The organism is Cylindrospermum sp. FACHB-282 (assembly GCF_014697195.1).
Lineage (GTDB): Bacteria > Cyanobacteriota > Cyanobacteriia > Cyanobacteriales > Nostocaceae > Cylindrospermum.
Genome location: NZ_JACJRJ010000023.1, coordinates 1 through 24,556, shown reverse-complemented (window position 1 = coordinate 24,556; position 24,556 = coordinate 1). Strand labels below are relative to the sequence as shown.

Sequence of the window (24,556 nt, the reverse complement as noted above, 5' to 3'; positions counted from 1 at the left end):
GTAGCGACAGTATAAAAACAACAAGTACTATTTGTTGTTTGACTTCTATCAATATGTGGTGCTTATTCTGATGCGATCGCTATTAATCTCTTTATCAAAAGGCATCGCACCTCTAACCCGAAAATCTAGTTCCCAAAAATTATAGGTTGGGTGAGACACGAGCCTTACCCAACCTAAGCGCGATCGCTATTCCTACGAGAGCATCACAAGTTTATTCAGCTTTGACGTATTTCAAAGACTGGTTATCCGAACCGTAAGTAAGTTTCAGATTTTGCTCGCTTACCTTATAGGAGGTGGCTGAGTCTAATGCTTTAAAATATTTAGACTCCTGCTGCATGATAGATTCGGGGAAGCAGAACTTTCGTGTTGCGCCTCCACCTGAAATTGTTATTCTACCTGAATTAGCAGTGAAACCACTGCCAAAGTATCCGTTGCAGCCTCCACTGCCGCTGATGCTACCATGAGAATCATTATCAAATTTGGCTGTAATTTGAGTTTTTTCCAAAACAGGAACACCGCCTAAGGATTCAAGCTGCCAATTTCCTTCGAGGTCTGCCGCGTAACTGGGGCTTTGAAATGCCAAAGTCAAACAAAATAGAGCCAGCCCAAAAACGATAGCCTGTTTGATGTATTTAAAGATGTTCATGGTTTCATTTCACCTTAAATTGTAGTTTGAGAGTGGATTGCCTAACATTTCAGTTCGGCTTTGTTGCATCAATGAGAAAAAAGCGCACCTACCCCTTCAGGGAGTGGTGATTAGTCTTCTACTCTATAGGTGTCCGATTTGTGTCAAACGGTTTCATAGAGCTTGCTGATAGTATCTTTGGTTTTTTACAGCAGTAGTTGAGTTAAATTCAGGACTCTTAAAATTCAGTTAAATTCAGCCAATTCAGTTAAAATTAGGTATTCAGCAACATATAATTATGTCACAATTAACACTGAAGAAGGTTTTACCATCTAAGAAATACCAATGTTTGCCAAACTCAACCCCACCTATCAACCAGGTGGTAGTCTCCCCCCTGATGCACCTACTTATGTAGTGCGACAGGCTGATACTGAACTTTACGAAGGGTTATTAGCTGGTGAATACTGCTATGTACTCAACGCTAGGCAAATGGGGAAGTCAAGCTTGCGAGTGCGGACAATGGACAAATTACGAGCTAGGGGTATTAAGTGTGCAGAAATTGAATTAAGCGGCATTGGTAGCCAGCAAATTACGGCTCCCCAATGGTATGGGGGGATTATTCAGGAATTAGTCAGCGGTTTTAAGCTACAAATAAATCGGCGTAGTTGGTTAAGAGAACATGATGATCTTTCTCCTATTCAGTGCTTAAATCAATTTATCGAAACCGTATTACTGACGCAGATTCAGGAAAAAATTGTCATTTTTATCGATGAAATTGATAACGTGCTGGGTTTGAAGTTCTCCACTGACGAATTTTTTGCCCTGATTCGCCACTGCTATGAAAGTCGAGCTATCAAGCCAGCTTATAGGCGATTGTCTTTTGCTTTGTTGGGGGTAGCTACGCCTTCAGAGTTGATTCAAGATAAACATTATTCTACGCCTTTTAATATCGGTAGAGCTATTGAACTTGAAGGATTTCAAATCAAAGATAGCGAGCCTTTAGTAAAGGGATTGGTAGGGAAAGTTAGCAACCCGGAAGCAGTCTTAAAAGAAGTTTTATATTGGACTAGTGGACAGCCTTTTTTGACTCAAAAACTATGTTGGTTAATTGTTAATCACTGCAATAACAGCACAGATTTTTCTGTACCTCAAGATGATGAAGAATCGCAGTGGATTGAGCAAATTGTCCAGAATCAAATTATCAAAAATTGGGAAAGTCAGGACGAACCAGAGCATTTAAGGACAATTCGCGATCGCCTGCTCCGCAATACTCCAAGAAGCCAACAATTATTACAGCTATATCAGCAGATTATACAAGAGGGAAAAATCCCGGCTCACAACTCCCCTGAGTATCTAGAACTACGTCTATCGGGACTTGTCACCCAACACCAAGGAAGTTTAACAGTCAAAAACCCAATCTACGCGAGAGTCTTTAATTTGGATTGGGTAAATGAAAACCTGACAAGAGAAATCTCTAATTCCCAGATAGTTACCGCTAATTCGGGGTTGAACAGGCACAAAGACATGGAAGAAACCGTCTTTGTATCCCATATTAGCCCCTATCGTCCTATGTCTATAGAAAATATGGACAATTCCCTCGATTCTCCCTGTTACCCAAGTGGTGCGGTTCCCCTCGATTCTCCTTTTTATATACAACGAGCCGCAGTAGAAACGCAAGTTTATGAAGAAATTAGAAAACCTGGCGCTTTAGTAAGAATTAAAGCACCTAGAGAGATGGGTAAAACTTCTTTGCTACTAAGGACTTTGGATTATGCCACTCACCAAGGCTACCACGCTGTTAGCTTAAATTTAGAGCAAGTTGACGACGTAATTTTGAACGATTTGAATCGATTTTTGCGCTGGCTGTGTGCCAATGTTACCCGTCAACTTCAGATGGAACCGAAGTTAGAAGACTATTGGGATGAAGATATTGGTAGCAAAATTAGTTGTTCTCTTTATTTCCGCAATCATCTATTAAAGCAAATTGATACTCCTCTAGTTTTAGCAGTGGATGAAGTCAACTATATTTTTGAACATCCTCATGTAGCCAAAGATGTTTTACCTTTGTTTCGTTCTTGGTATGAAGAAGCTAAAAGACAACCTATTTGGCAAAAGTTACGGCTGATTATAGTGCATTCGACTGAAATTTATGTTCCTCTCCAGTTAAAGCAATCTCCATTTAATGTAGGACTTCCAATAGAGTTAAGTAGCTTCAGTTTAGAGCAGGTACAACAGTTAGCTCAATGCTATGGACTTAATTGGAATGACTACCAGGAAGCTAGAGAACTTATGGCTATGGTGGAAGGACATCCAGCCTTGACACATATGGCTATTTATCATCTCAGCCGGGGAGAAATTACCTTTACTCAATTTCTTGATACAGCAGCTACATCAAAGGGAATTTATTCCTCTCACTTGCAGCGTCATCAAGCAATATTGCAAGAACAACCTGAATTAGCGAAAGCGTTAGATAGTGTCATAAATGCTCAACAACCAATATCATTAGATTCAATCATGACTTATAAATTAAGCAGTATGGGGCTGATCAAACAGTTAAAACATAAAGTGATACCAAGCTGTGAATTATATCGGCAGTATTTTGCATCCAGCTATGACAAAAATTCACTCAATCTATAGACAATGATAGACATTAAGAGGCTTCCAAAAAATAAAATATCCAATCAACAGAAACTCAAACCCCTGTAGAGACAAGTCATGCTTAGTCTCTACAGGGGTCTAATTAGCCTAAATCAAAAAGCAAGATTTCCGCGCTAGTGTTGGTGCTAATTTCTAGTTTTTCTTCTTTGCTGATTTGCACTCCATCGCCGGCTCTGAGTTCTTCACCATTTAAGTTTGCTATACCTTGAGCTATTTGTAACCAGGCATAGCGATGAGGCTGGACGTGATAATTAACAACATCACCTTGTTCTAAAAGAGATGCATATAAATCAACATCTTGGTGAATAGTTACAGCACCATCACGTCCGTCTTTAGCAGCAATTAAGCGGAGTTTGCCCCGTTTTTCTTCTGGGGTAAAAGCCTTTTGTTCATACCTTGGTGTGATTCCTTGCTTGTCAGGAAGAATCCAGATTTGTAGCAAATGCAGTGGTTCTGTTGGTGAGGGATTAAATTCGCTATGCTGAATACCAGTACCCGCACTCATGATTTGTGCATCACCGGGACGAATTACTGAACCTGTACCCAAGCTGTCTTTATGCTCTACTGCACCTGACAAGACATAAGTGAGAATTTCCATGTCTCGATGTCCGTGGGTAGGAAATCCAGCACCAGGAGCAATGCGATCATCGTTAATCACCCGCAGAGAGCGAAATCCCATGCGGTTCGGATCATAAAAGCTACTGAAGGAAAATGTGTGGTAACTATCGAGCCAGTCTATCTGAGCATGACCACGATTATTTCTATCATGAATTAAGTGAGTTTTTGTAGTTTGAGACATAGGGGATTAAATCTTAAATCTGGTTTTGAACTATTTATATAGTAAGGTATGGCAAATAAAGTGAAAAGTACGCACTTTAAAGTGACGTACTTACCAAAAAGATACCACTAGATTTGAAAAAGTTTATTTACTTTAAAAGCACTTATTTGACTGCGGCTGTTTTTTGAGTTTTTGTAGTAGCTGCTGCGCCATTGTCTTCTTTTGCTGGGGATGTTTGCAGATGAGCTTCTAAAAACCAGAGTCGTTTGTCTATGGTGCGAGAAATTTCGGTGTAAATATCAGCGGTGTCAGCGTCGCCTAAGTCGTTAGCTTTGTCGATCGCTTCTCTGATATGTTTGCCATAGGGTGCAAAACGATCTGCTAAGGCGCTCACGTGCTCTTTGCCATCCACAGCCTCAAAGGGAAATTCTGGTAGAATGGAGTTACTAGCGGCGATGCGGGCTGTGCCTAAAGCGTAGCCACCCAAGGCGGTAATGCGTTCAGCTACCAAATCGATGTAATCTTCCAATTCACCAGCAAGTACGTCAAATAATTCGTGCAATTGATAGAAATCTGTGCCTTTAACATTCCAGTGGGCCTGCTTTGTCTGGGTTTTGAGATCCAATGTGGCTGCCAATGTTTGGTTAAGAATTGACACGATTTGGACTCGCACATCGGTGGAAATATCAATCCGGGTGGGGTACAACCGTGATGAAGGTTTGCCGCTCATGATTTAACCTCAGTCCATGTACAAGCTAACGGTACAGATAATTGCTGGCTAGATGTAACTCTCTAGGGGTAGATATAATTGATAGCGGCAGTGATGTTGACGAACTAGGGAATTAATGCATGAATGTGTGGTTTTGCTGATGTTGGTGGCTTTGGGACTTAGTTAGAGGCGATGGTTGTCTATGGTGCTGAATGTGCCACCAAAAAGGCGATCGCGAACTACCTGATTTTGCAAGAAGTCATGGGGAAAACCTAAATCTATTTGACTCACTTCATTCAGCCGTTGCAGATGTTCTGGTGATAGGGTGACATTGAGATAACCTAAGTTATCTTGAAACTGAGATAGCTTTCTAGCGCCGACAATGGGGACAATTACACCGCTTTGAGCGCGTAACCAAGCCAGTGCTACCTGTGAAGGGGTGTGTCCAATTTCGACAGCAACTTGATTAACTACTTGAGCGATCGCTAAATGCTGTTCAGAAATAGTTCCTAGTGCCGGATTTGCCAATCTTCCCTGATGTTCATCTACGGGAATCGGTTGATTATACTTACCTGTGAGTACTCCACCACCAAGGGGAGACCAAGGCGTTACGGCTAAGTCCAAGGCTTTAGCCATTGGTAGCAAGTCCCGTTCTGGTGTCCGCTCAATCAAACTATACTCAATTTGCAGGGCGACAAACTGCGTCCACCCTTGATATTGGGCGATAGTATTGGCTTGGGAAACAATCCAAGCGGGTGTGTCAGAGATACCGATATAAAGTACCTTACCTTGGCGAACCACATCATCAAGCGATCGCATGACTTCCTCAATCGGTGTTGTGAAGTCCCAAGCGTGCAGCCAAAATAAATCAATGTAGTCAGTATTCAGCCGTTTCAAACTACCTTCCAACGACTGGATCAAATTCTTGCGATGGTTCCCGCTGGCGTTGGGATCACCCTGGCGATCGTTCATCCGTAGGGGAAAACTATATTTAGTCGCAACTACAAACCGTTCCCGGTCTTTAGCAATCAACTCACCAACAATTTTTTCACTGCTACCATCGGTGTAACCATTGGCGGTATCAAGGAAGTTTCCCCCTGCTTCCACATAGGCATCAAATATTTTCTGGCTTTCGTCTTTAGATGCTCCCCAACCCCAGTCTTCACCAAAGGTCATAGTTCCCAAAGAGAGTTCAGAAACTCTCAACCCACTTTTGCCCAAGAGTTTGTATCTCATAATTAAACCATTCCGCATTTAATTGGCAGATAATCAATAGCCAGGATGCTTGCCAATACTGGATTTTCTAATTGGGAATTTTGAATGAGAGAATTTGGAATTGCCTACTATCTTACCTGTTCTCTGTAGACTTTAGGCGTTGTGCCCATCAATTTGCGAAAGACATTTGTAAAGTGGCTTTGATTCTGAAAACCCACTAGTTGATAGATTTGGTCTATTGTCTTTTCAGAGCGAGTCAATAAAATTTTGGCTTTTTCAATTCGGCAATTCATCACATACTGATGGGGTGCAAAACCCGTTGACTGTTTGAACAGGCGCGAAAAATGATACATACTCATGCTCACCACCGCAGAAATTTCTGCCAAAGACAAATCTTTGTCGAGGTTGTCTTGAATATATTCCATGGCTTGTTGCAACTTTAGCCGCGACAAACCCTTGCTCTCTGTGTGTTGGGGAATATTTTCTTGATAGGCGCCATAGTGTTTCAGCAGGTGAATGCAGAGCGTATTTGCCAGAGATTCAATGTAAATGCGAGTACCCATGCCATCAGATTCTAGTTCTGATTTCAGTGCTAGTCCAATTTGCTGAATTAGAGGGTCGGGTGTAAAAAAATGGGGTGTAATATGAATATTTTGTAAATCTACGGTTTCTAAAGCGATGCGATTGAAAAAAGCTGGTTCTAAACTGAGGAGGATAAATTCTCCCCCCGACTCGCAACGCGATATATGGTGAGTGTTTGCTGGAATCACTGTCACATCGCCATGGGCTATGGATTCACGCTGAGTAAGTCCATTTAACACCCGCTCTGCCTTTTTAATACCAGGGTCGAGGCTGATGCCAATAGTATGCTGGTGAAAGTAGTGTTCGGGTGTTTCGTGGCTAGGCTGTCGATGATGATCCAAGCGAATACCATTCCATTTAGCATGGTAACTAGAAACTAGAGGCGATCGCGGCAGAATGGCTGAATAAGCATCTTCTTGATCAAAATCAACAGTGACAATTTTTTCTTCTGGCATCCTTCTCGCCCCAGAAATAATTCATTTTCAGGTGTAAGGCTATACTTAGCTTTGCAAATATCCTAAACTATTATCCCCAAATAGCGGTTATTTCCATGAAATACTACGTAATCTACGACGGAAATTGCAATCTCTGCGTCACCCTAGTGCAATTGCTAGAAACCCTAGACCAGGGAAAACTGTTTCGTTACACTTCCATGCAAGATGAGCAGATACTATCTCAGTGGGCAATTACCCCCCAAGATTGTGAACAGGGGATGATTTTAATAGATGGTAATGCACTTGAAAGGCGATGGCAAGGAAGTGCTGCTGTTGAAGAGATTGGGCGATTATTGCCACTGGGAACTGTATTTGTAGATGCTTATCGCACCCTACCGGGCATGAGGTGGGCAGGCGATCGCTTTTACGAACAAATTCGGGATCATCGCTACACCCTTTTTGGCAAGCGTTCCCAAACCTATCAGTCGGCTTATTGTGTCGATGGTAGCTGCAAAGTGGATAATTATCATGGAAAGTAAGATCCAAAATCAGTACAATCCAGATTACGTTTCTGCTCCTGGGGATACCCTGCTAGAAGTTCTGGAAGAACGGGGGATGACCCAAGCAGAACTAGCGGAACGGACAGGAAGACCAAAAAAAACAATTAATGAAATTATTAAGGGGAAAGCAGCAATTACCCCCGAAACAGCATTACAGCTGGAACTAGTCTTCAATATCCCAGCTAGTTTTTGGAACAATCACGAACGACACTACCGGGAATTTTTAGCGCAACAGGAAGAAAAAAAGCGTTTAAAAAAACAAGTAAGTTGGCTGAAAGGAATTCCGGTTACAGCCATGATTAAGTCTGGCTGGATTCGCCGCCATCAGGATAAAGTGGAGCTAAGAGGATGTTTGAAAAGTCTAATTTATTACTAGCCCTGGCGACTATAAGTCGCGCGCCACATGCTTCAAGTCGGCGGAGCCGCCCAACGCAGTGGCTTGGCTACACAGACAAAACCCACCTCCGTGGGTTAGAAAACCCTTGATTTTGCGTTAGACCAGGTCGGTGGACAATGCTAGTGTAGTAGCGTTCGCGAAGCGTGCCGGAGGCTCTATTATATTCGCCTAATACTTTTCAAACAACCTCTAAGATAGCTTGTGCTCCCTATAATGCCGACAATTTTAGAGAAGCACTGCAAAAAATCCGAGCTTTAACTGTGGAACCACCAGAAATTTTCCAGCCAAAACTAGTAAAGTTATGTGCAGAAGCTGGTGTTGCTGTAGTTTTTGTGCCACAACTTCCCAAAACGCGAACTAGTGGAGCAACTCATTGGTTAAATTCTGACAAAGCGCTGATTCAACTCAGCCTGCGCTATAAGACTGATGACCATTTGTGGTTTACCTTCTTCCACGAAGCTGGTCATATTTTGTTACATGGTAAGCGCGATTTCTTCCTTGAAGGGACAGGTGTTGTATCTGTCGAGGCTCAAGAAAAAGAAGAACAAGCAAACAAATATTCTGCGGATATACTCATTCCCCCTGGCGAGTTGAAGCGATTCCTGGCATCAGGTCAACAAATGAGTAAAGTAAATATCATGCAGTTTGCTGCTGAAATCGGCATTGCCACAGGGATTGTAGTTGGTAGGCTTCAGCACGATTATGATTTACCACCTAGTCACTGCAATGATCTCAAACAAAAATTTGATTGGGTGTTAGATGAGCAGGAAAGCTGATTATTTGACAATCAAGAAGGGGATTGGTGCGAGATAACTGACTTGTTCAATCACTAGGTTTATTAAATACCTCTAAAATTTGCCGACAAACCTGTTTCAGCTTGTCCCCGATTTCAGGAGAAGGTAGAGACTGTCCGACAAAACTCCAGGTTTCTATCGTCGAAAGTCGCCACACCTCGCCGCGATGGTCAAATCCAGCCGCTTCCAGTCCGATGGCCCGTCGGGAGTTATTGAGGGAATCATGATAAAACCGGATTTGAATCAAGATGCTGCGACTGCGCCAAGATTTGCTGATTCCCGGAAAATGAAAGCCGATGTCTATCGAATCTGGATCGACTAACTCCCTAGTTTCTGGGTCATTTTTCCAAGGTTTGAGATCCGATCTGGCATCAGGAAACTCAAATTTGAACAAATTAACTGCCGTAGCAATTTTGCTGGCGAGTTCAAGGTTTATTGCCTGTTCAGATGCGTTCACAAAAAAATACTCCTAATATTGCGTTATCTTATGGGGAATGTGACGGCAGAGAAACCGCCATAAGCCTTATATTATTAGTGTTTCAGCTTATCAAGACCTTTTAGATTAAACAGTAGAAGCCTCTCACCTACCCGATAGGGAGGTGATGAGATGAATACGCGTGAGTGACGAATTGCCCAACGAGCTTTCATTAAGCGCAGCTTAATCAGTGTTGTTGGGCGTTCGCGTTAGCGTGCCGTAGGCATTGAGGAATGAACATTTAAATTCCTAATATATTCACGAATAATATCTGTTTTGGTTCTTCCTGTTTGTTTTGCGTATTGCTCTAATATTTCCATCTCCAATTGCTCTACGCGGACATTTAAATTTACTTTTACCATTTGCATTGTAATGATATCTCCATTACAATAATAATAAATGGCAAAGCCGTTCGCGGAGCGTGCCGTAGGCATAAATGCTGCTCATCTCTAAGCTGTACCTTGACAACTCAGAGTATGGGGTTCTACCCAGTAACAGACACTTCTGTGTCGCCTTCTGTGGGTAGGTAAAACTCTGACAGTACGAAGGATAGAACAATTTTTGTACTTGTTCAACTGTGCGGAGGGGCATCTCGTGCAGTATAAACAAAGCTCAGTTAATGTCCGACGGGATACCGGGAGTCGCCCAGATGCCCACACCTACAGCAAGCTGTAGGTGTGGGAGTATGTCACATTAAGCAACTATAAATTACGCTTTCCTCACAATGATTGCCAATTAAATCTGCGAAAAACTCCTAATTTCAGATTTTTGGATGAGTTAATAGTTATTGAGTAATTATACTTAAAAAATCCCAAAAGCAGATGAAATTCTGGTTGTTGTAGAAAATTGCCCTTGAAGTTCTGGAATTTTCTGTAAAAACCTTTGCTGATAAGAAAGATAAGTTGCTCTAGCGATCTAAAATAACACTGTGAATTGATAAATACAAAACAAATAATTTCAGTTTATGGTGGGTCAACGCTCGATTTTTTCACTGCTTCTAGTATTATTGACAACATTCCTGATCAGTTGTGGTAGTCCTAGTGCCGCAGTTGCACCTCCAACTTACACAGCGGCTCAATTAGAGCAAATTCAGGAATACGTTCCTGAGATTCAGACTGTGCGCGATCGCTCAAAGGAGCTGGAAAATTTGATCCAAAAGAATGAATGGATCAAGGTGGGTAATTTTATACATGGACCCATAACCGAAGCTAGGTTGACCATGACCTATGTCATCCCTAACTTATTACCCAAAGATCAAACCACAGCACGTCAGATAACGCGGGATTTCTTGAACCACCTGGTGAAAATTGATCAAGCCGCTACTGCCGGCAACACTCAACTGGCCTTGAGTAGCTACAAAGATGCTTTTGCAGACATTGACAAGTTTCTGCAACTGATTCCTGAAACCAGCAGTCAAGAGGAGTCCTGAGTGCTGAGTTTTGAGTGAAAAATGAGGGAGTGATAGGGTGTAATGGTGAGTTCTTCACTCTTCATTCTTCACTCCTAAATAGAAAACATGAATGTAGTGATCATTGGTTGTGGTGTAGTTGGGGCAGCGATCGCATATCAACTCAGCCTAGTTAAAGGCTTGAACATCACAGTTTTCGACCAACAACCACCAGCGAAAGCCTCCACAGGGGCTGCACTCGGCGTTTTGATGGGCGTGATTAGCCACAAAATCAAGGGCAAAGCTTGGCAGATGCGCCAGACTAGCATCCAACGCTACGAAACCTTGATTCCCGAACTAGAAGCTCTAACCGGTCGCCAAATCCCTTTTAATCGCCAAGGAATCCTCAGTCTTTCCTTAGAAGATGAAGATTTAGCACCATGGGAAAAGCTGGGGGAAATTCGTCAATCACAAGGTTGGCAATTGGAAATTTGGGATGCTGCCAAACTCAAAAATATTTGTCCTCAAGTCAATAACGCCAAAATTACTGGTGCTGTCTATTCTCCTCAAGACCGTCAACTTGATCCTACAGCCCTAACATTAGCGTTAGTGGAGGCTGCCCAGCACAATGGCGTAACTTTCAAATTTGGCGTGACTGTATTGGATGCCCAAACCCCCGAAATTTCTCCTCAACTTCAAACTATTGAGACTACAGAGGGAAAAATTACCGCAGACTGGTTTATAGTTGCTGCTGGGCTAGGTTCAACGCCACTGACGGCCAAATTAAATCATAAAATTGATATTCGTCCTGTGTTGGGACAAGCTTTACACCTCAGCTTAGGGCATCCCTTAGGAAATCCTGATTTCCAACCGGCGATTACTGGTAACGATGTCCATATTGTGCCTTGTAGTGCAGGCATCTTGCCTGCTACAGATTACTGGGTGGGGGCAACGGTAGAGTTTCCCATCAATGGGGATGAGATACCTCCAGATCAAGAACTATTAGAGTCTTTGAGAAAACAAGCGATCGCCTTTTGTCCAGAGTTAGCCACAGCAACCATTATCCGCACTTGGTCAGGATTGCGTCCCCGCCCGGAAGGACGCCCAGCCCCAGTCATTGGTAAGCTGCCAGGGTTTAGTAATGTCCTCCTAGCTACCGGACACTATCGCAACGGCGTTTTACTCGCACCTGCAACAGCTTATGCCATTCTGGAGATGATCATTCCTCAGGATTCTTAATCAAAAATACTCTGATGGCGGCTACCCTCCCAGGGTGTTTTTATGGGAGCGATCGCCACTAATATCGTGTCCGGTTAAAGACTCATCATTAAGACCGCAAGGGGGCTTTCTTGCTTTCTTGCAGGGGGCGACAGAGAAAGAGTTTTCAGATTTTTGCACAGATGTAGGAATCATGACTCATCAGCCGGACATGATATAAAACACCGCCTGCCATTCCATCAGCAGCTTCCTGAATAACTTATTCTAAGCTAGTTCTTCCTTATCGATTTCAGCATAACAAATCTAGAACCAAAAGTCAATACCCTCAACCCTTATAATCCCAAATTTCAGATATTCAAAAAACGATGTGCGATCGCGCCCTTAATCTTCTGGCCCTTCTGCTCCCCTGCCACCTATTTGTAGGATGATGAAATAGAATTCAGGATTACGCCATTTGTGCGAGGCTGTTGCATTCCCAAATAGGAAAATAGAGTGTCAATAAAAGAACAAAAAATAACCGTAGATTCCCTAGAATGGTTTTATCGCGAATCTCCACCAATTGGTAAAACTGACTTGCTACCTGTGTTGCTGCTGCACGGCTTAGTTTCACAAAGTTACAGTTGGCGTCAAATTATACCAGCCTTAGCAAACCAGGGCACAAGAGCGATCGCCCCAGACTGGATTGGTTATGGCTTATCTGCACAACCAGAAAAACGAGATTTTGCTTACACACCCGATGCATTTATTACAGCTTTAGAAAGATTTATCAAAGCCCTAGAGATAGACCGTTTTTCCTTAGTTGTCCAAGGATTTTTAGGTTCTGTGGGGTTGCAATATGCCTTGCGTCACCCCGAACAAATAGCTAACATAGCGATTTTAAATACACCAATTTCCACTGCTGCCAAATTACCCTGGAAAATTCAACAATTGGGTTTACCTTTAGTGGGTGAAGTATTGACACAAGATCCTCTTTTAGTAGATAGGACATTAGAAGGTGGTACCCGTTACCGCATAGAAGATAAAGATTTAGATATTTATCGCAAACCATATTTAAAAAGTTCAGCATCTGGACGTGGTTTGTTAGCAACCGTTCGCAATTTGCAACTTTTCCCAGCCATGACAGAAATTGAAACTGGCTTTAAACAATGGCAACAACCAATGCTGATTCAATGGGGAATGATAGACCCTTGGTTATCTGTAGACATAGCAGAAAATTTTGCCAAGTCCGCACCAAATGCAGAATTAATCAAACTGAATAACGTTGGGCATTACGGCCAAGAACACTACCACGAGACGATTCTGCAAGACCTTTTGCCCTTTGTCCGTCGCGCTGAGTCTAATTAGTTCGTATTGAAACCCACACAGGTGGGCATCCGGTCGGTAAGGCGCTACGCGTCTTACCTGTGTAGTTGCTGTTTCTAACCACCGATTTCAGCTGAAGTTGACATTCCTGAGCAATGTTTCCTAGGACAGATGTGGTTCAAATAAATGAAACCTGCTGTAAGTTGTCAGCCAAGATGATGTCGGCAATTCACACTTCTTAATCTATCTGAGGTGTTGTGGTCAATTGCCAGATCAAGTTTTGCCGTAACCTAATAATGAGAGTAGTAGCAGCACTCTACAACAAATTGACAAAGGCAGGTTATGATTTATGGCTTATTCCTGGTTTAAAGCGTTTCACATCATTGGCTTTGTGGTTTGGTTTGCCGGGTTATTCTACCTAGTACGTCTGTTCATCTACCATGTTGAGGCTAACCAAGAACCCGAACCGGCAAGAACGATACTGAAAAATCAGTATCAGATTATGGAAAAGCGGCTTTACAGCATCATCACCAACCCAGGAATGTATGTCACTATTGCAATGGCCCTGGGCATCATCTCCACAGAACCGGATATTTTAAAAGAACCCTGGCTACATTTCAAACTATTGTTTGTTGCCATCTTAATTGGCTATCATCATTACTGCGCTCGTCTGATGAAGCAATTAGCAGCAGATGAATGCCGCTGGAGTGGTCAACATTTACGGGCTTTAAATGAAGCACCGACACTGTTGTTAGTAGTGATTGTGATGTTGGCTACATTCAAGAATAATTTGCCTACAGACCTCACCGCATGGTTAATTTTTGGTTTAGTTGTTTTCATGGCTGTCAGCATTCAGCTTTACGCCAAAATCCGCAGACGCAATCAGGAAAAGCAGTTAGAACAGTTAAATCAAGTTCCCCAAGGGCAAAGTTAGACAGAATGTTTCCGCGACAGGCAGTAGGGACATTTGATTCCACATAAGGGAAGGAGTGAGCCTTCACCTGATTTTTAATAAAACCCCCCTTGTCGGGTAATGACATGGGGGGTTTGGAGCTAAAGTCCGGTAGGGTAATCGGGCTACTTAATATTTAATATTTATAGGGGTTGTATCAAGTCCTCCTTTAGACAGATAAATTACTGTTCAAAATTATCCTTTGGTATATTTAAAAAAAATCCCCCGTTGTCAAATATCAACGAGGGGATTTGCAGTTAAATTTCGTCAGGTGATCGGAATATTTAATTATTTAATATTTATTACTTATGTCTTTATTCCTCCATTAGATAGAGAAATACATCATTAGTGTGTTCATGGTTGTATTCCTCAATACTTAGGGTGAATATTGCTCAGAAATAGCTCAAGTATTCAATATTTAAAATCCATCGAAAATCTGCAAGTGCAAAACAGAATTGGGGTTAGTATCTAGTAAAATGGGGCAGAAAGCAGGATGCAGCAGGGATATTGCAAGTTTTTATCAGAGGACTGAATCTTTTTAATCTGGATAGATATTTTCATTTTTGCTATTTTGCACTATAGTAGTCCTGTTTGATTTTTGTTGGCGTAGCCTGGGCTTTGCGCTTAAAAAAAGCTCGGTACACTTTAATCTTCTAGAATCCTCTTGCTTGCCTACAGAAATAATTATGGCTACACCTCCCGTGAGGGATACAGGAATCAAACTGGATTCCTATAGATATTTGTTGTCATATAAAAATCTCTTTCTGACGCTAGATAGAAACTTGGCATTTGAACCACTATTGTAGTGTTATGGTGCAGTTCTCACATCCAACATCCAATAAAAACCTTGTGGTTGTTAAATAGTAGATCAGTTTCGCAATGACGCAGATCACAATATTTGATTAATCCTAGTCAAAAAGTCAAGTGACTGAGATCACCATTAAGTGATAACTTGCGTCAGGGTTTTGGGTGTTAAAGCTCATACAATTTTGGTACTTAAATCAATATGGTAGCCCAGAAAATTAACTACTATGTAGTGACCTCAGGTAGTACCTAAACTCAACCCACACAAAATACTTACCCATTGAGCAACAGCGATAAATTTATTTGAAAATTGGCATATTTTCTCAAAAAAACCCTGATAAATTCTTGTATACCATTTCTTAACTTGTGCCCCAATGCACTTAGGTAAATATATATTGAATTTTACGGAATGCCTGTGAACAGACTTGATTCTTTTTTAACAAATAAATTTATTCAGGTGCCAAAATTTACTGCAACTTTATGCATATAAGTATATATTTAATTTTACGAAATGCCTAAGAACTACCTTACAACCGATTTTAATAGGAGTAATTTATAATGCAAAGCTCAGTTCAAACCCAACAACCTATCTTACAAATTGGTTTTGCTGGACTAGCCGTCAAAGAGTTACAAAAACTTTTGCTACAAAGAGTCGGTGATATTGAAGGTCTGAGGGTTGATGGGATATTTGGCGAAATAACTAAACTGGCTGTTCAACTTTTTCAGTACCAGGTTTTCCTCAAGAATGATGGCATTGTTGAGCAAAATACTTGGCAAGCTCTCTATACTGGTCAACGCCAAGATTTACCCGAATTAAGTCGTGGTAGTTACGGTAGTGAGGTTGCCAGGGTTCAGAAACTTCTCAAATTAAGTCAAGTTGGTCAACAAGAGTTAAGCTCGAAAGGTTACTATTTTGGGGCAGTCGATAGCAAGTTTGGCCCAAAAACTGAAGTTGCTGTGAAAGTTTTCCAACAGGATAAAAAACTTGTGGTAGACGGGGTAATTGGCCGTGAAACCTGGAAAGCCTTGATGGAACTAGCTACCAGAGTTCAGCCACATTAGTTTTTGAAGCTCCTGCGGTTTGAAACTGTGACATGCTGCATCAACAAGTCCAGCTTTGGGCAAGTCTAGTTAAACTACCAAATTGCTTACTAGTTTTCTGTGTGTTAAATGTCAATAATATAAACGAATTACAACTCTTGATTAAACTGTAAAAAAACAGTTTTATTTTACTTTTATTATTTTTTTACTAGTAACTTCATTTAGATTAAGTAGGTTGGCGTAAATAATTCAAGGTTGGTAGTGAGGGCTGAAGCCCTGACTAAGAGCAAATTTCAATAGTTTTTACTTTGCTTAACATAGTTTGATTTCTTTTCGCCTACTTACTCAAATTTGATACACAAACACAAAGACGCTAACATTTGCTTTGCGCCTTTGTGTCTGTAGCGGTGCTAATCTGAGATAATCAGCCGCCGCTGGGTAAGGTATCTCCAGGACCAGCGGTAACAATCACCAGATTATCTGGCTTAATTAACTCCTTGATTGCCTGTTGTATCTGAGGCATACTAACTGCCTGAATGCGGTTGGGAAATTCGCGAATTTCGGCTGGAGAAAGTCCCAAGACGGCATTGTTCAAAATGATGGTGGCTACTTCACTGGGATTAGCTAAATCCACGGGATAGCTGTTGGTAATTGAGCGTTTTGCTGTGTTAAATTCTGCCTCCGTTACTCCTTGTTCTCGTAACTGTTGGAGTAAAGCGATGGTGCTGGCGATCGCTTTTTGGGCATCTCTTGGGGCAGTCTGCATCTGAATCAAGAACGGGCCAGGATTGATTCCCGCAGCAAACCCACTGTAAATACCATAAGTCAAACCAAGGCGATCGCGAATTTCTGTACCCAAGCGACTCGATAAAGTATCACCACCCAAAATCTGATTCAGCACCAAAGCCGCATAGTAACGCGGATCTTTACGGGAAATGCCATTGTAGCCGAGATAGGTAACAGCTTCTGCCTTACCGGGAATAACGGGATTTAGCCGTGTCAAAGTTTGCCTAAATGGCACCGAAGGCAGGTTGATAACAGGGGGTTTACCTGTAGCTGACCATTTGCCGAATGCCTGATTGAGTAAGGCTTTCACCTCAACAGGGTTAAAATCTCCCACTAGGGTGATGGTTGTCGTATCCGGTCGGTAGTGTTCTTTGTAGAAGCGCAGTAAATCATCGCGAGTGATATTCTTTAAACTCTCGATGGTAGGAAAGCTGTGGAAGGGATGATTTTCTGGGTAAATGGCTTGTTGAAATACTCGTCTTCCCAGTCCTCTGGGGTCATCTAGCTGATATTTGACACTGGTCAAGGCCCGCTGACGACTCAATTCTAACTGGTCAGGGGGGAAAGTGGCGTTTTGTAATACATCTGCCAGGGTTTGGACTAATATCGGTAAGTTAGTCGAGAGTCCCTGAGCGCTAATATTAACTCCTTCCCGATTAGCTGCAAAATCTAAACTAGCTCCCCGGTCTTCTAGAGTTTTCGCTAAAGTCAAAGCATCTTTAGTCTGCGTCCCATTGATTAAGTTGTTAGCTGTCAGATTTGCTAATCCAGCTTTTTGATTACTATCAAATTCATTGCCGGCGTCAATTTGACCGCTGAGGTTAATCACGGGGAGACTGGGGTCAGGTAATAACAGCACCTGCAAGCCATTATTTAAAGTGAATTGCTGTGGTAGGGTTTGTGTGCTGCTATCTGTAACTGATGTAGCTTTTGGTAGATATTTAGCAAGTTCCGCTGGGTCTACAGGCTTACCAGGGCTAAAATTTTCTACGGTACGACCAGAACCAGCGCTGGAAGTACCTGGTTTACCATCTGCTTGAGTTGGTTCAAAGAAGCCGATGGTTTTTTTGGCAGGATTGAGGTAAGTTTTAGCTACTCGCTGGATATCTGCGGGAGTGACTTTGGCGATCGCCGCTAAATACTTTTCAATAAAATGATAATCTCCGGCAGTAGTTTGGTTATACCCCAATTGACTAGCTTGACTGGTAATATCCTGGTTCCCCAGGACAAAGGAAGCTTGCATTTGTGTCTTTGCGCGCTCTAATTCTTCCGCAGTGACTGGTTGCTGTTGCAGTTTTGCCAAAGTTTCCTGAATTACCTGGTCAATCTTGCTTAACTCTTGACCAGGAGCCGCAGTTGCGTTAATTTCATACCAACCCGGTTCGATGAGTTCAGCCGCACCGCCATTAACTGAACTGGCAAGTCCCGATTCCACCACAGCTTGATAAAGTCGAGAACTGCGTCCACCTGTGAGAATGGCATCCATGACATCGATTGCAGGGACATCAGGATGTTTAATATCAGGTAGAGGATACACGGCTTGCAATAGTGCTGCACTTCCCGGCTGTTTCAGCAAAATTGGCTTTTTTTGGGTAACAGCAGCAGTGGCAGAAGCCGTAACAGTCGGTATTTTAGCTCCTTGTGGCAACTTCCCAAAAGTGTCTTGCACAACTTTTAGTAAGGCTTTGGTGTCAAAGTCCCCCGTAACTACCAAAGTGGCATTTTCTGGGCTGTAGTAGGTTTGGTAATAATTCCGCACCTGCTCCAATGTAAATTTCTCCACATCTGCTTTTGTCCCTCCCACTGGTAAACCGTAGGCTCGGTTAGGGAAAGCCGCTCGCATCACTGCCCGATCTAAACGGTAATTTGGTGAATTTTCATACCCTTGCAACTCAGAGATTACCACCCGCTTTTCGCTCGTCAGTTGCTCTGGGTTAATTAAAGCATTTTTCATGCGATCGCTTTCCAGCATCAGCAGTGCATCTAATTTATCTCGCTGCACCGTGCCATAATAAGCCGTTTCATCATAGCTAGTAAAAGCATTAAACTGACTACCCAAAGCACTAAACAACCGCCCAAATTGCACCGGACGGTCAGTAGTACCCTTAAACATCAAATGTTCCAATTGGTGAGAAATGCCATTAATTCCCGGCCCTTCATTGCGGGAACCAACCTTATACCAAACCTGCACACTCACCACAGGAGCGGTATGCACTTCTTTAGTTAGTACCGTTAACCCATTGTCTAATACCGTTGTTTGCACCCCTTGAGTGAAAGAAATACCAGAAGCGGGTGTGACTGCATGGGTGATTTCGCCAGAAAATGGCAAAATACTGAGGAGGAGACTGAGGCACAACCCGATAAGCATATATGAACGTATTTTCATAGCGATTTCAAAGGCAAAATTCTCAAACGCAACCCTGAAGGTAGTTCCAAATTAAAGTTCCAAGTCACTAAACAGGCTTTCTCATTTATTGTAATAGTGGAAATTTCGCGCAAAGACGCAAAGAGGCAAAGTTTTAGATTAAGCTTTCAGCAGGGAAACCCCTTCCGCGCTGGCTCACCGCTCCGCGTCTACGTTTCTCCAAACCCTAAAACCCGCACCAACTCGATCAATGCCAATTCCCATCAAATTGGAAACACCAAGATTAGTGCTGCGTAACTTTAAAGATGAGGATACAGCAACATTCATCACCTATCGCAACGATCCAGAAATAGCGAAATATCAAAGTTGGGATATACCTTATCCAGAAACAGCAGCCAGAGAATTTATAAAATTACTACAAAAGACTTCACCAGGAATTTTGGGAGAATGGTATCAACTAGCGATCGCACTCAAAACCACAGGTGAAATGATTGGTGATTGTGCCTTTTGCATATTAGCTGAAGATGGACAACAAGCGGAAATCGGCTTTACCTTAGGGCTATCCCATCAAAAACAAGGTTATGGCACTGAAGCTGTCAACCGCTTGCTACAACATCTATTCATAGATTACAACCTGCATCGGGTGCGGGCAAACTGCGATCATGCAAATATAGCGTCTGCTAAACTGCTAAATCGCGTGGGGATGAGGCAAGAAGGGCATTTTGTCAAAAGTTTGTGGTCGAAAGGCCATTGGGTAGACGAGGTATGGTTTGCCATCTTGCGCGAAGAATGGCAATCACAGCACGAAAACAGCTAAACCCCCAAAACCCTTACCAAAAACGCCCATTTATCCGCTGCTTCCTCAATAATTTTCGCCGTTGGTTTACCCGCACCATGTCCCGCTTTCGTCTCAATTCTAATTAACACCGGCGCATCTCCGCCCTGAGATGCTTGCAAAGCCGCCGCGAATTTGAAACTATGGGCAGGAACCACGCGATCGTCATGATCTGCCGTAGTAATTAAAGTAGCAGGGTAAGCCGTCCCCGGTTTCAGATTATGCAGTGGCGAATAAGCAGACAAAACCTGAAATTCCTCAGAATTATCCGCCGAACCATATTCAGAGACCCAAGCCCAGCCGATGGTAAACTTGTGGAAGCGGAGCATATCCATCACGCCGACTGCTGGTACTGCTGCACCAAATAAATCAGGACGCTGCGTCATACAAGCACCCACCAGCAAACCGCCATTGCTACCACCTGCGATCGCTAATTTTGCAGGTTTTGTATAATTATTACTAATCAGCCATTCCGCCGCTGCCATAAAGTCATCAAAAACATTCTGTTTTTTCTCATTCATCCCTGCTTGATGCCATTCTTCCCCATACTCCCCACCACCGCGAATATTTGCCATTGCATAGACACCACCCATCTCCATCCATACCAACATACTCACAGAAAAACCAGGCGTCATCGAGGCATTAAACCCACCATAAGCATAAAGATAAGTTGGGTTATTGCCATCTAAATTAATGCCTTTTTTGTGAGTAATAAACATTGGTACACGAGTACCGTCTTTACTTGGGTAAAAAACCTGTTTCGTCTCGTAATCAGCCGGATTAAAATCTACATTTGGCTGCCGAAAAACTTCACTTTTTCCCGTTACCATATCGTAGCGGTAGATAGTTCCCGGTGTAGTAAAGCTAGTGAAACTATAAAAAGTTTCAGTATCATGACGCTTACCATTAAATCCACCTGCTGAACCAAGTCCGGGTAATTCCACCTCACGCACAAACTTTCCAGCTAAGTCAAAAATTTTAATTTGGGTGTGAGCATCGTGGAGATAATCAACGACAAATTGATGATTAAGAATTCCCGCATCTTCCAAAGTTTCTGCTGATTGGGGGATAATTTCTTGCCAATTTTCTGTTCCTGGTTTTTGGGCATCAATTGCAATAACTCGTCCCCGTGGAGCATTTAAATCTGTACGAAAATAGAAGACACTATCATCATTATCAACAAAGCTAAAATCTGCCTCAAACTCCTGAATCAGTTCCACAACTTCAGCATGAGGATTTGTCAAATCTTTGTAGAAAACTAGATTTTTGGGGTCAGTTCCCAGCCAAACGGAAATAATTAGATATTTTCCATCTTCAGTAACACCGCCACTAAAACCCCATTCTTTCTCATCAGGACGATGATAGATTAATATATCTTCTGCTTGAGAAGTAGCGAGTTTATGGTAATAAAGTTTTTGATAATAGTTGACATCTTCTAATTTAGTTTTTTCGTTTGGTTCATCATAACGACTATAGAAAAAACCTTGATGATCATGAGTCCAAGATGCACCAGAAAACTTAATCCACTTTAGATGATCTTGCAAGTCTTCACCAGTTTCTACATCGCGGACTTTCCACTCTTGCCAATCAGAACCAGAAGTAGATAGACCATAAGCTAAAAGTTTACCATCTTCGCTGATAGAAAATCCCGAAAGTGCAACGGTACCATCTTCTGAGAGTTTGTTGGGGTCGAGTAAAACTTTTGGCTGGTCTTCTAGGGTTTTGAGAGTATAGAGAACGCTTTGGTTTTGCAGTCCATCATTTTTGAAATAAAAGTAACTTTCCCCCTCTTTAAACGGGATACCATATTTTTCATAATCCCAGAGTTTAATGAGACGCTGTTTGATTTTTTCTCTGGCAGAAATTTCGCCCAAGTAGGCAAAAGTAACTTGATTTTGAGCTTCAACCCAAGCTTTTGTTTCTTCTGAGTCGGGATCTTCTAACCAACGGTAAGGATCTGCAACTAGAGTACCGTGGTAGTTATCAACTTGATCACTCTTACGGCTAGGTGGGTAGCTTGGGATTTTTTCAGAGTTAGACATAGTTCCTGGGGACTTTTTACTGGGGACTCTTTACTAGCGACTGGCGACTGGGAAAAAGTTTTTTTCCAATTTAGCTGGGGTTTGAATCCCATCAAAATTATCCCAATCCCCAATAGCTAATCCCCAATCCCCAATAGCTAATCCCATTTTAAACGGTGATCATGAGTTTTTCCCCTTTCAGCATTCGAGAAGCGGCTTCCAGTAGCGCTTCTTCTAGATAGGGCTTGGTGAAATAACCACTAGCACCTAGTTGCACCGCCATTTGTCTGTGTCTGTCTGCGCCCCGCGAGGTGAGCATGGCGATGGGTAGGTGGTTGAGGTTTGAGTCTTTTTGGATGCGTGAGAGCAACTCCAGACCGTCGCAGCGGGGCATTTCGATGTCGCAGAATACGATATCGCAAGGCAAACCAGAGCGGAGTTTATCCCAAGCTTCCTGTCCGTCACGGGCTTGTTCGACGCGATAACCTGCTTTGTTAAAGGTGAGAGAGAGCAACTCTCGGACTGTAATTGAGTCATCGACAATTAGCACTGTCGGGTCAATCTTCTCAGCAGCAGTTACTACAGGTGGGGCAGCTTTTTGCTGCCAAACACTACCACCACTTTGTTTAGACATCCGTCCCTGGAAGATGTCAATGATTTCCAGCACGTCAGCAATGGGCATAATCCGACCATCACCGAGGACTGTAGCACCAGCCACACCGATGGGTTTAGGTGCTGGGCCTTCAAATTGTTTAATTACAATTTCTTGTTCGCTCAATACCTGGTCAATTTGTAAGGCGATCATCGTATTTCCCGATCGCACTACGACCACAGACACCATATCATCATCTCGTGTACCGCCATAGACACTACCGCGACTGATTTGGCGATTGAAGGTTAACAGTTCCTTCAGGGGTCGGAATGGTAGGGCTATATCCCGCCAGTAAATAAATGTTTGTCCATCAGCATTTTGCTGGATGTTTTTCATTGGGATATCTAGGGTGTCTTCTACCCCATCCATTGGGAAGGCAATTCTGGCTTTATCAGAGACGCAGCAGAGAGCTTTACAAATACTCAGGGTTAGTGGTAGACGAATAGTGAAGGTAGTTCCCTTGCCAATTGCCGAATCGGTGTTAACTATGCCGCGAATTTCGCTAATTTCCGAGCGCACTACGTCCATACCAACACCACGACCAGAAAATTCATCTGCTTGGTCTTTCATCGAAAAACCGGGCTGGAACAGTAGGTCATAGATTTCTAGGCGAGAGATGGTTTTTGCTTGATCTGGTGTAATCATGCCTATCTTCAGCGCTTTAGACTTGACCTTTGCTGGATCAATGCCAGCACCGTCGTCGCCTACAGATATCACGGTTTGGTTACCTTGGTGGAAGGCGCGGATGGTGATCACTCCTGCTGGTGGTTTACCTGCGGCCATGCGTACTTCTGGGGTTTCAATCCCGTGGGCGATCGCATTATTCAGCATATGGGTTAGCGGGTCAGTCAGATGATCCAAAATCATCTTGTCAATTAAGGTGTCTGCACCTTCAATCACCAATTCCACTTGTTTGCCACACTTGATCGCATTGTCGCGCACACCTCGCCGCTTACTGTCAACAGCTTGGGTAAAAGGCACCATCCGCGCTCTTGTTAGCCCCTCTTGTAGCTGGGTAGTTACTTGGCGGAACTGCCGCGCCACACGTTCTGTTTCCTCCGTCACAAAGTCAATATCACTAGCTGACTCACGCACCCGCACGATGAACTCAATCATCTCTTGGGACAGTGTGTGGAAAGGCGTAAAGCGATCCAGTTCTAGGGCGGTCAACCCCATTTTATCTGTATTGGCGTCTGCAACTGGGATGCCGATGTCTTTAGGTCTGCGGCTGGCGAGTAGAGAGGCTTCAAGAAGCGATCGCTCATATAACTCCTGCATTCTCGCTCCCACATCTGAGAGCTGTTGCACCTGAATCAGCAAGTTATCTAGTGACTGTCGCAGACGCTCATGATCCTGCTCCAATGTATTCCGATTTACCACCAACTCCCCAACCAAATTGCTCATATCATCCAGTTGCTTGACTGGAACCTTCATCGTTTCTTCAAATCTGGCAGCACGACGGGTAGTGGAACGAGTCGGTTTGTTTGTATTTGATTTTACAGTTGGTGTCTGTGATATCCTCTTATCCGTTTCTTTAAGCAGATCCTCCAATTCCCGAAATTCATCTTCCACTGGTGAAGAAACAGCATTATGCGGTTTTTCCAAAATCGGTTGACTTGTATAAGATGGCTGCGCGTTAGGTATCACTGCTGCCTCATCGTTATCCATACCCAACAATGCTTCTAAAGCGGCAAAATCTGATTCTGGTATAGCAGTAGGATTGGCGATGGGGACTAGTTCCTCTTCTAGCAGTGCTTCTAAATCAGCAAATTCATCTAGCTCAACAGTCTCATTTTCGGGCGTAACATCTGCTGTCGTTTCCGCCTCTAACTCTTCAGTTGAATTAACAATAGCATCTGCCTCCTCTAGTTCCAGTGACAGACTTTCATCGCTGCTTTCTTCCAGGAGATTGCCAAATAAATCACTGGATGGTGTTTGCTCACTGACACTCACATCTAGTTCTGTG

The 24,556-nt window shown here is 42.9% G+C and carries 21 protein-coding genes; 10 read left to right on the top strand and 11 right to left on the bottom strand.

From position 1 onward, the window contains the following. Positions 1 to 211: 211 nt before the first annotated feature. On the bottom strand, positions 212 to 646 hold the full coding sequence (locus H6G32_RS13570; RefSeq protein ID WP_190459044.1) for an META domain-containing protein: 435 nt from the start codon (positions 644 to 646) through the stop codon (positions 212 to 214). 324 nt (positions 647 to 970) lie between these two features. Between H6G32_RS13570 and H6G32_RS13565 the strand changes: the two genes are divergently transcribed. Further along, positions 971 to 3,262, top strand: a complete 2,292-nt coding sequence (locus H6G32_RS13565; protein ID WP_190459043.1) for an AAA-like domain-containing protein — start codon at positions 971 to 973, stop codon at positions 3,260 to 3,262. Between the two features lie 103 nt (positions 3,263 to 3,365). Here the strand turns inward: H6G32_RS13565 and H6G32_RS13560 are convergent, their stop codons facing one another. The 4 genes from H6G32_RS13560 to H6G32_RS13545 all read right to left on the bottom strand — a co-directional run bounded on the left by H6G32_RS13560 (position 3,366) and on the right by H6G32_RS13545 (position 7,022). After that, complete coding sequence (locus H6G32_RS13560; RefSeq protein ID WP_190459041.1) at positions 3,366 to 4,082, bottom strand: pirin family protein; 717 nt, start codon at positions 4,080 to 4,082, stop codon at positions 3,366 to 3,368. A gap of 142 nt (positions 4,083 to 4,224) precedes the next feature. After that, on the bottom strand, positions 4,225 to 4,791 hold the full coding sequence (gene dps / locus H6G32_RS13555) for a DNA starvation/stationary phase protection protein Dps (RefSeq protein WP_190459039.1): 567 nt from the start codon (positions 4,789 to 4,791) through the stop codon (positions 4,225 to 4,227). A 162-nt stretch (positions 4,792 to 4,953) separates the two neighbouring features. Then, the gene (locus H6G32_RS13550; protein WP_190459036.1) at positions 4,954 to 6,006 is read right to left on the bottom strand and encodes an aldo/keto reductase; all 1,053 of its coding nucleotides are present in this window, start codon (positions 6,004 to 6,006) and stop codon (positions 4,954 to 4,956) included. A gap of 107 nt (positions 6,007 to 6,113) precedes the next feature. Beyond that, positions 6,114 to 7,022, bottom strand: a complete 909-nt coding sequence (locus H6G32_RS13545; RefSeq protein ID WP_190459034.1) for an AraC family transcriptional regulator — start codon at positions 7,020 to 7,022, stop codon at positions 6,114 to 6,116. Between the two features lie 95 nt (positions 7,023 to 7,117). Here H6G32_RS13545 and H6G32_RS13540 point away from each other — a divergent pair, with 95 nt between their 5' ends. From H6G32_RS13540 to H6G32_RS13530, 3 genes are all read left to right on the top strand, one after another. Beyond that, positions 7,118 to 7,540, top strand: a complete 423-nt coding sequence (locus H6G32_RS13540) for a thiol-disulfide oxidoreductase DCC family protein (RefSeq protein WP_190459032.1) — start codon at positions 7,118 to 7,120, stop codon at positions 7,538 to 7,540. Next, the gene (locus tag H6G32_RS13535) at positions 7,530 to 7,937 is read left to right on the top strand and encodes a HigA family addiction module antitoxin (RefSeq protein ID WP_242046589.1); all 408 of its coding nucleotides are present in this window, start codon (positions 7,530 to 7,532) and stop codon (positions 7,935 to 7,937) included. The genes H6G32_RS13540 and H6G32_RS13535 overlap by 11 nt, the downstream gene beginning before the upstream one ends. 164 nt (positions 7,938 to 8,101) lie before the next feature. Then, entirely contained in the window at positions 8,102 to 8,734 is a 633-nt protein-coding gene (locus tag H6G32_RS13530) for an ImmA/IrrE family metallo-endopeptidase (protein ID WP_309232595.1), read from the top strand. A gap of 46 nt (positions 8,735 to 8,780) precedes the next feature. Here H6G32_RS13530 and H6G32_RS13525 read toward each other — a convergent pair whose 3' ends face one another. Continuing rightward, complete coding sequence (locus tag H6G32_RS13525) at positions 8,781 to 9,209, bottom strand: hypothetical protein (RefSeq protein WP_190459030.1); 429 nt, start codon at positions 9,207 to 9,209, stop codon at positions 8,781 to 8,783. Positions 9,210 to 9,436: 227 nt separating this feature from the next. Continuing rightward, a complete protein-coding gene (locus tag H6G32_RS13520) occupies positions 9,437 to 9,661 on the bottom strand; it encodes a ribbon-helix-helix domain-containing protein (RefSeq protein ID WP_309232593.1) in 225 nt (74 codons plus the stop codon). A 530-nt stretch (positions 9,662 to 10,191) separates the two neighbouring features. On the opposite strand from H6G32_RS13520, the gene psbQ reads away from it, so the two are divergent. Next, entirely contained in the window at positions 10,192 to 10,656 is a 465-nt protein-coding gene (gene psbQ, locus H6G32_RS13515; RefSeq protein ID WP_190459028.1) for a photosystem II protein PsbQ, read from the top strand. Between the two features lie 87 nt (positions 10,657 to 10,743). Further along, positions 10,744 to 11,853: an NAD(P)/FAD-dependent oxidoreductase gene (locus tag H6G32_RS13510; protein WP_190459026.1), complete on the top strand. Its 1,110-nt coding sequence runs from the start codon at positions 10,744 to 10,746 to the stop codon at positions 11,851 to 11,853. A gap of 21 nt (positions 11,854 to 11,874) precedes the next feature. Here the strand turns inward: H6G32_RS13510 and H6G32_RS13505 are convergent, their stop codons facing one another. Then, positions 11,875 to 12,027 (bottom strand): hypothetical protein, encoded by a 153-nt coding sequence (locus tag H6G32_RS13505; RefSeq protein WP_190459024.1) that lies wholly within the window; start codon positions 12,025 to 12,027, stop codon positions 11,875 to 11,877. Positions 12,028 to 12,324: 297 nt separating this feature from the next. On the opposite strand from H6G32_RS13505, the gene H6G32_RS13500 reads away from it, so the two are divergent. From H6G32_RS13500 to H6G32_RS13490, 3 genes are all read left to right on the top strand, one after another. Then, positions 12,325 to 13,176, top strand: coding sequence for an alpha/beta fold hydrolase (locus H6G32_RS13500; RefSeq protein ID WP_190459022.1), 852 nt, complete (start codon positions 12,325 to 12,327; stop codon positions 13,174 to 13,176). A gap of 307 nt (positions 13,177 to 13,483) precedes the next feature. Next, the gene (gene hemJ / locus H6G32_RS13495; RefSeq protein WP_190459020.1) at positions 13,484 to 14,068 is read left to right on the top strand and encodes a protoporphyrinogen oxidase HemJ; all 585 of its coding nucleotides are present in this window, start codon (positions 13,484 to 13,486) and stop codon (positions 14,066 to 14,068) included. Between the two features lie 1,380 nt (positions 14,069 to 15,448). Further along, on the top strand, positions 15,449 to 15,952 hold the full coding sequence (locus tag H6G32_RS13490; RefSeq protein WP_190459017.1) for a peptidoglycan-binding domain-containing protein: 504 nt from the start codon (positions 15,449 to 15,451) through the stop codon (positions 15,950 to 15,952). A gap of 403 nt (positions 15,953 to 16,355) precedes the next feature. On the opposite strand, the gene H6G32_RS13485 is transcribed toward H6G32_RS13490, so the two are convergent. After that, the gene (locus tag H6G32_RS13485; RefSeq protein ID WP_190459015.1) at positions 16,356 to 19,103 is read right to left on the bottom strand and encodes a M16 family metallopeptidase; all 2,748 of its coding nucleotides are present in this window, start codon (positions 19,101 to 19,103) and stop codon (positions 16,356 to 16,358) included. Between the two features lie 229 nt (positions 19,104 to 19,332). On the opposite strand from H6G32_RS13485, the gene H6G32_RS13480 reads away from it, so the two are divergent. Further along, positions 19,333 to 19,899, top strand: coding sequence for a GNAT family N-acetyltransferase (locus tag H6G32_RS13480; protein WP_190459013.1), 567 nt, complete (start codon positions 19,333 to 19,335; stop codon positions 19,897 to 19,899). On the opposite strand, the gene H6G32_RS13475 is transcribed toward H6G32_RS13480, so the two are convergent. Next, complete coding sequence (locus tag H6G32_RS13475; protein WP_190459011.1) at positions 19,896 to 21,959, bottom strand: prolyl oligopeptidase family serine peptidase; 2,064 nt, start codon at positions 21,957 to 21,959, stop codon at positions 19,896 to 19,898. The genes H6G32_RS13480 and H6G32_RS13475 overlap by 4 nt on opposite strands. A gap of 148 nt (positions 21,960 to 22,107) precedes the next feature. Next, positions 22,108 to 24,556, bottom strand: a 2,449-nt coding sequence (locus H6G32_RS13470; RefSeq protein ID WP_242046588.1) for a hybrid sensor histidine kinase/response regulator, incomplete at its 5' end; no start/stop codon positions are given.

Coding starts and splice junctions, on each gene's coding strand:
- H6G32_RS13570 (WP_190459044.1), bottom strand. CDS start 646: ATGAACATCTTTAAATACATCAAACAGGCTATCGTTTTTGGGCTGGCT.
- H6G32_RS13565 (WP_190459043.1), top strand. CDS start 971: ATGTTTGCCAAACTCAACCCCACCTATCAACCAGGTGGTAGTCTCCCC.
- H6G32_RS13560 (WP_190459041.1), bottom strand. CDS start 4,082: ATGTCTCAAACTACAAAAACTCACTTAATTCATGATAGAAATAATCGT.
- dps (WP_190459039.1), bottom strand. CDS start 4,791: ATGAGCGGCAAACCTTCATCACGGTTGTACCCCACCCGGATTGATATT.
- H6G32_RS13550 (WP_190459036.1), bottom strand. CDS start 6,006: ATGAGATACAAACTCTTGGGCAAAAGTGGGTTGAGAGTTTCTGAACTC.
- H6G32_RS13545 (WP_190459034.1), bottom strand. CDS start 7,022: ATGCCAGAAGAAAAAATTGTCACTGTTGATTTTGATCAAGAAGATGCT.
- H6G32_RS13540 (WP_190459032.1), top strand. CDS start 7,118: ATGAAATACTACGTAATCTACGACGGAAATTGCAATCTCTGCGTCACC.
- H6G32_RS13535 (WP_242046589.1), top strand. CDS start 7,530: ATGGAAAGTAAGATCCAAAATCAGTACAATCCAGATTACGTTTCTGCT.
- H6G32_RS13520 (WP_309232593.1), bottom strand. CDS start 9,661: ATGCCTACGGCACGCTCCGCGAACGGCTTTGCCATTTATTATTATTGT.
- psbQ (WP_190459028.1), top strand. CDS start 10,192: ATGGTGGGTCAACGCTCGATTTTTTCACTGCTTCTAGTATTATTGACA.
- H6G32_RS13510 (WP_190459026.1), top strand. CDS start 10,744: ATGAATGTAGTGATCATTGGTTGTGGTGTAGTTGGGGCAGCGATCGCA.
- H6G32_RS13505 (WP_190459024.1), bottom strand. CDS start 12,027: ATGATTCCTACATCTGTGCAAAAATCTGAAAACTCTTTCTCTGTCGCC.
- hemJ (WP_190459020.1), top strand. CDS start 13,484: ATGGCTTATTCCTGGTTTAAAGCGTTTCACATCATTGGCTTTGTGGTT.
- H6G32_RS13490 (WP_190459017.1), top strand. CDS start 15,449: ATGCAAAGCTCAGTTCAAACCCAACAACCTATCTTACAAATTGGTTTT.
- H6G32_RS13485 (WP_190459015.1), bottom strand. CDS start 19,103: ATGAAAATACGTTCATATATGCTTATCGGGTTGTGCCTCAGTCTCCTC.
- H6G32_RS13480 (WP_190459013.1), top strand. CDS start 19,333: ATGCCAATTCCCATCAAATTGGAAACACCAAGATTAGTGCTGCGTAAC.
- H6G32_RS13475 (WP_190459011.1), bottom strand. CDS start 21,959: ATGTCTAACTCTGAAAAAATCCCAAGCTACCCACCTAGCCGTAAGAGT.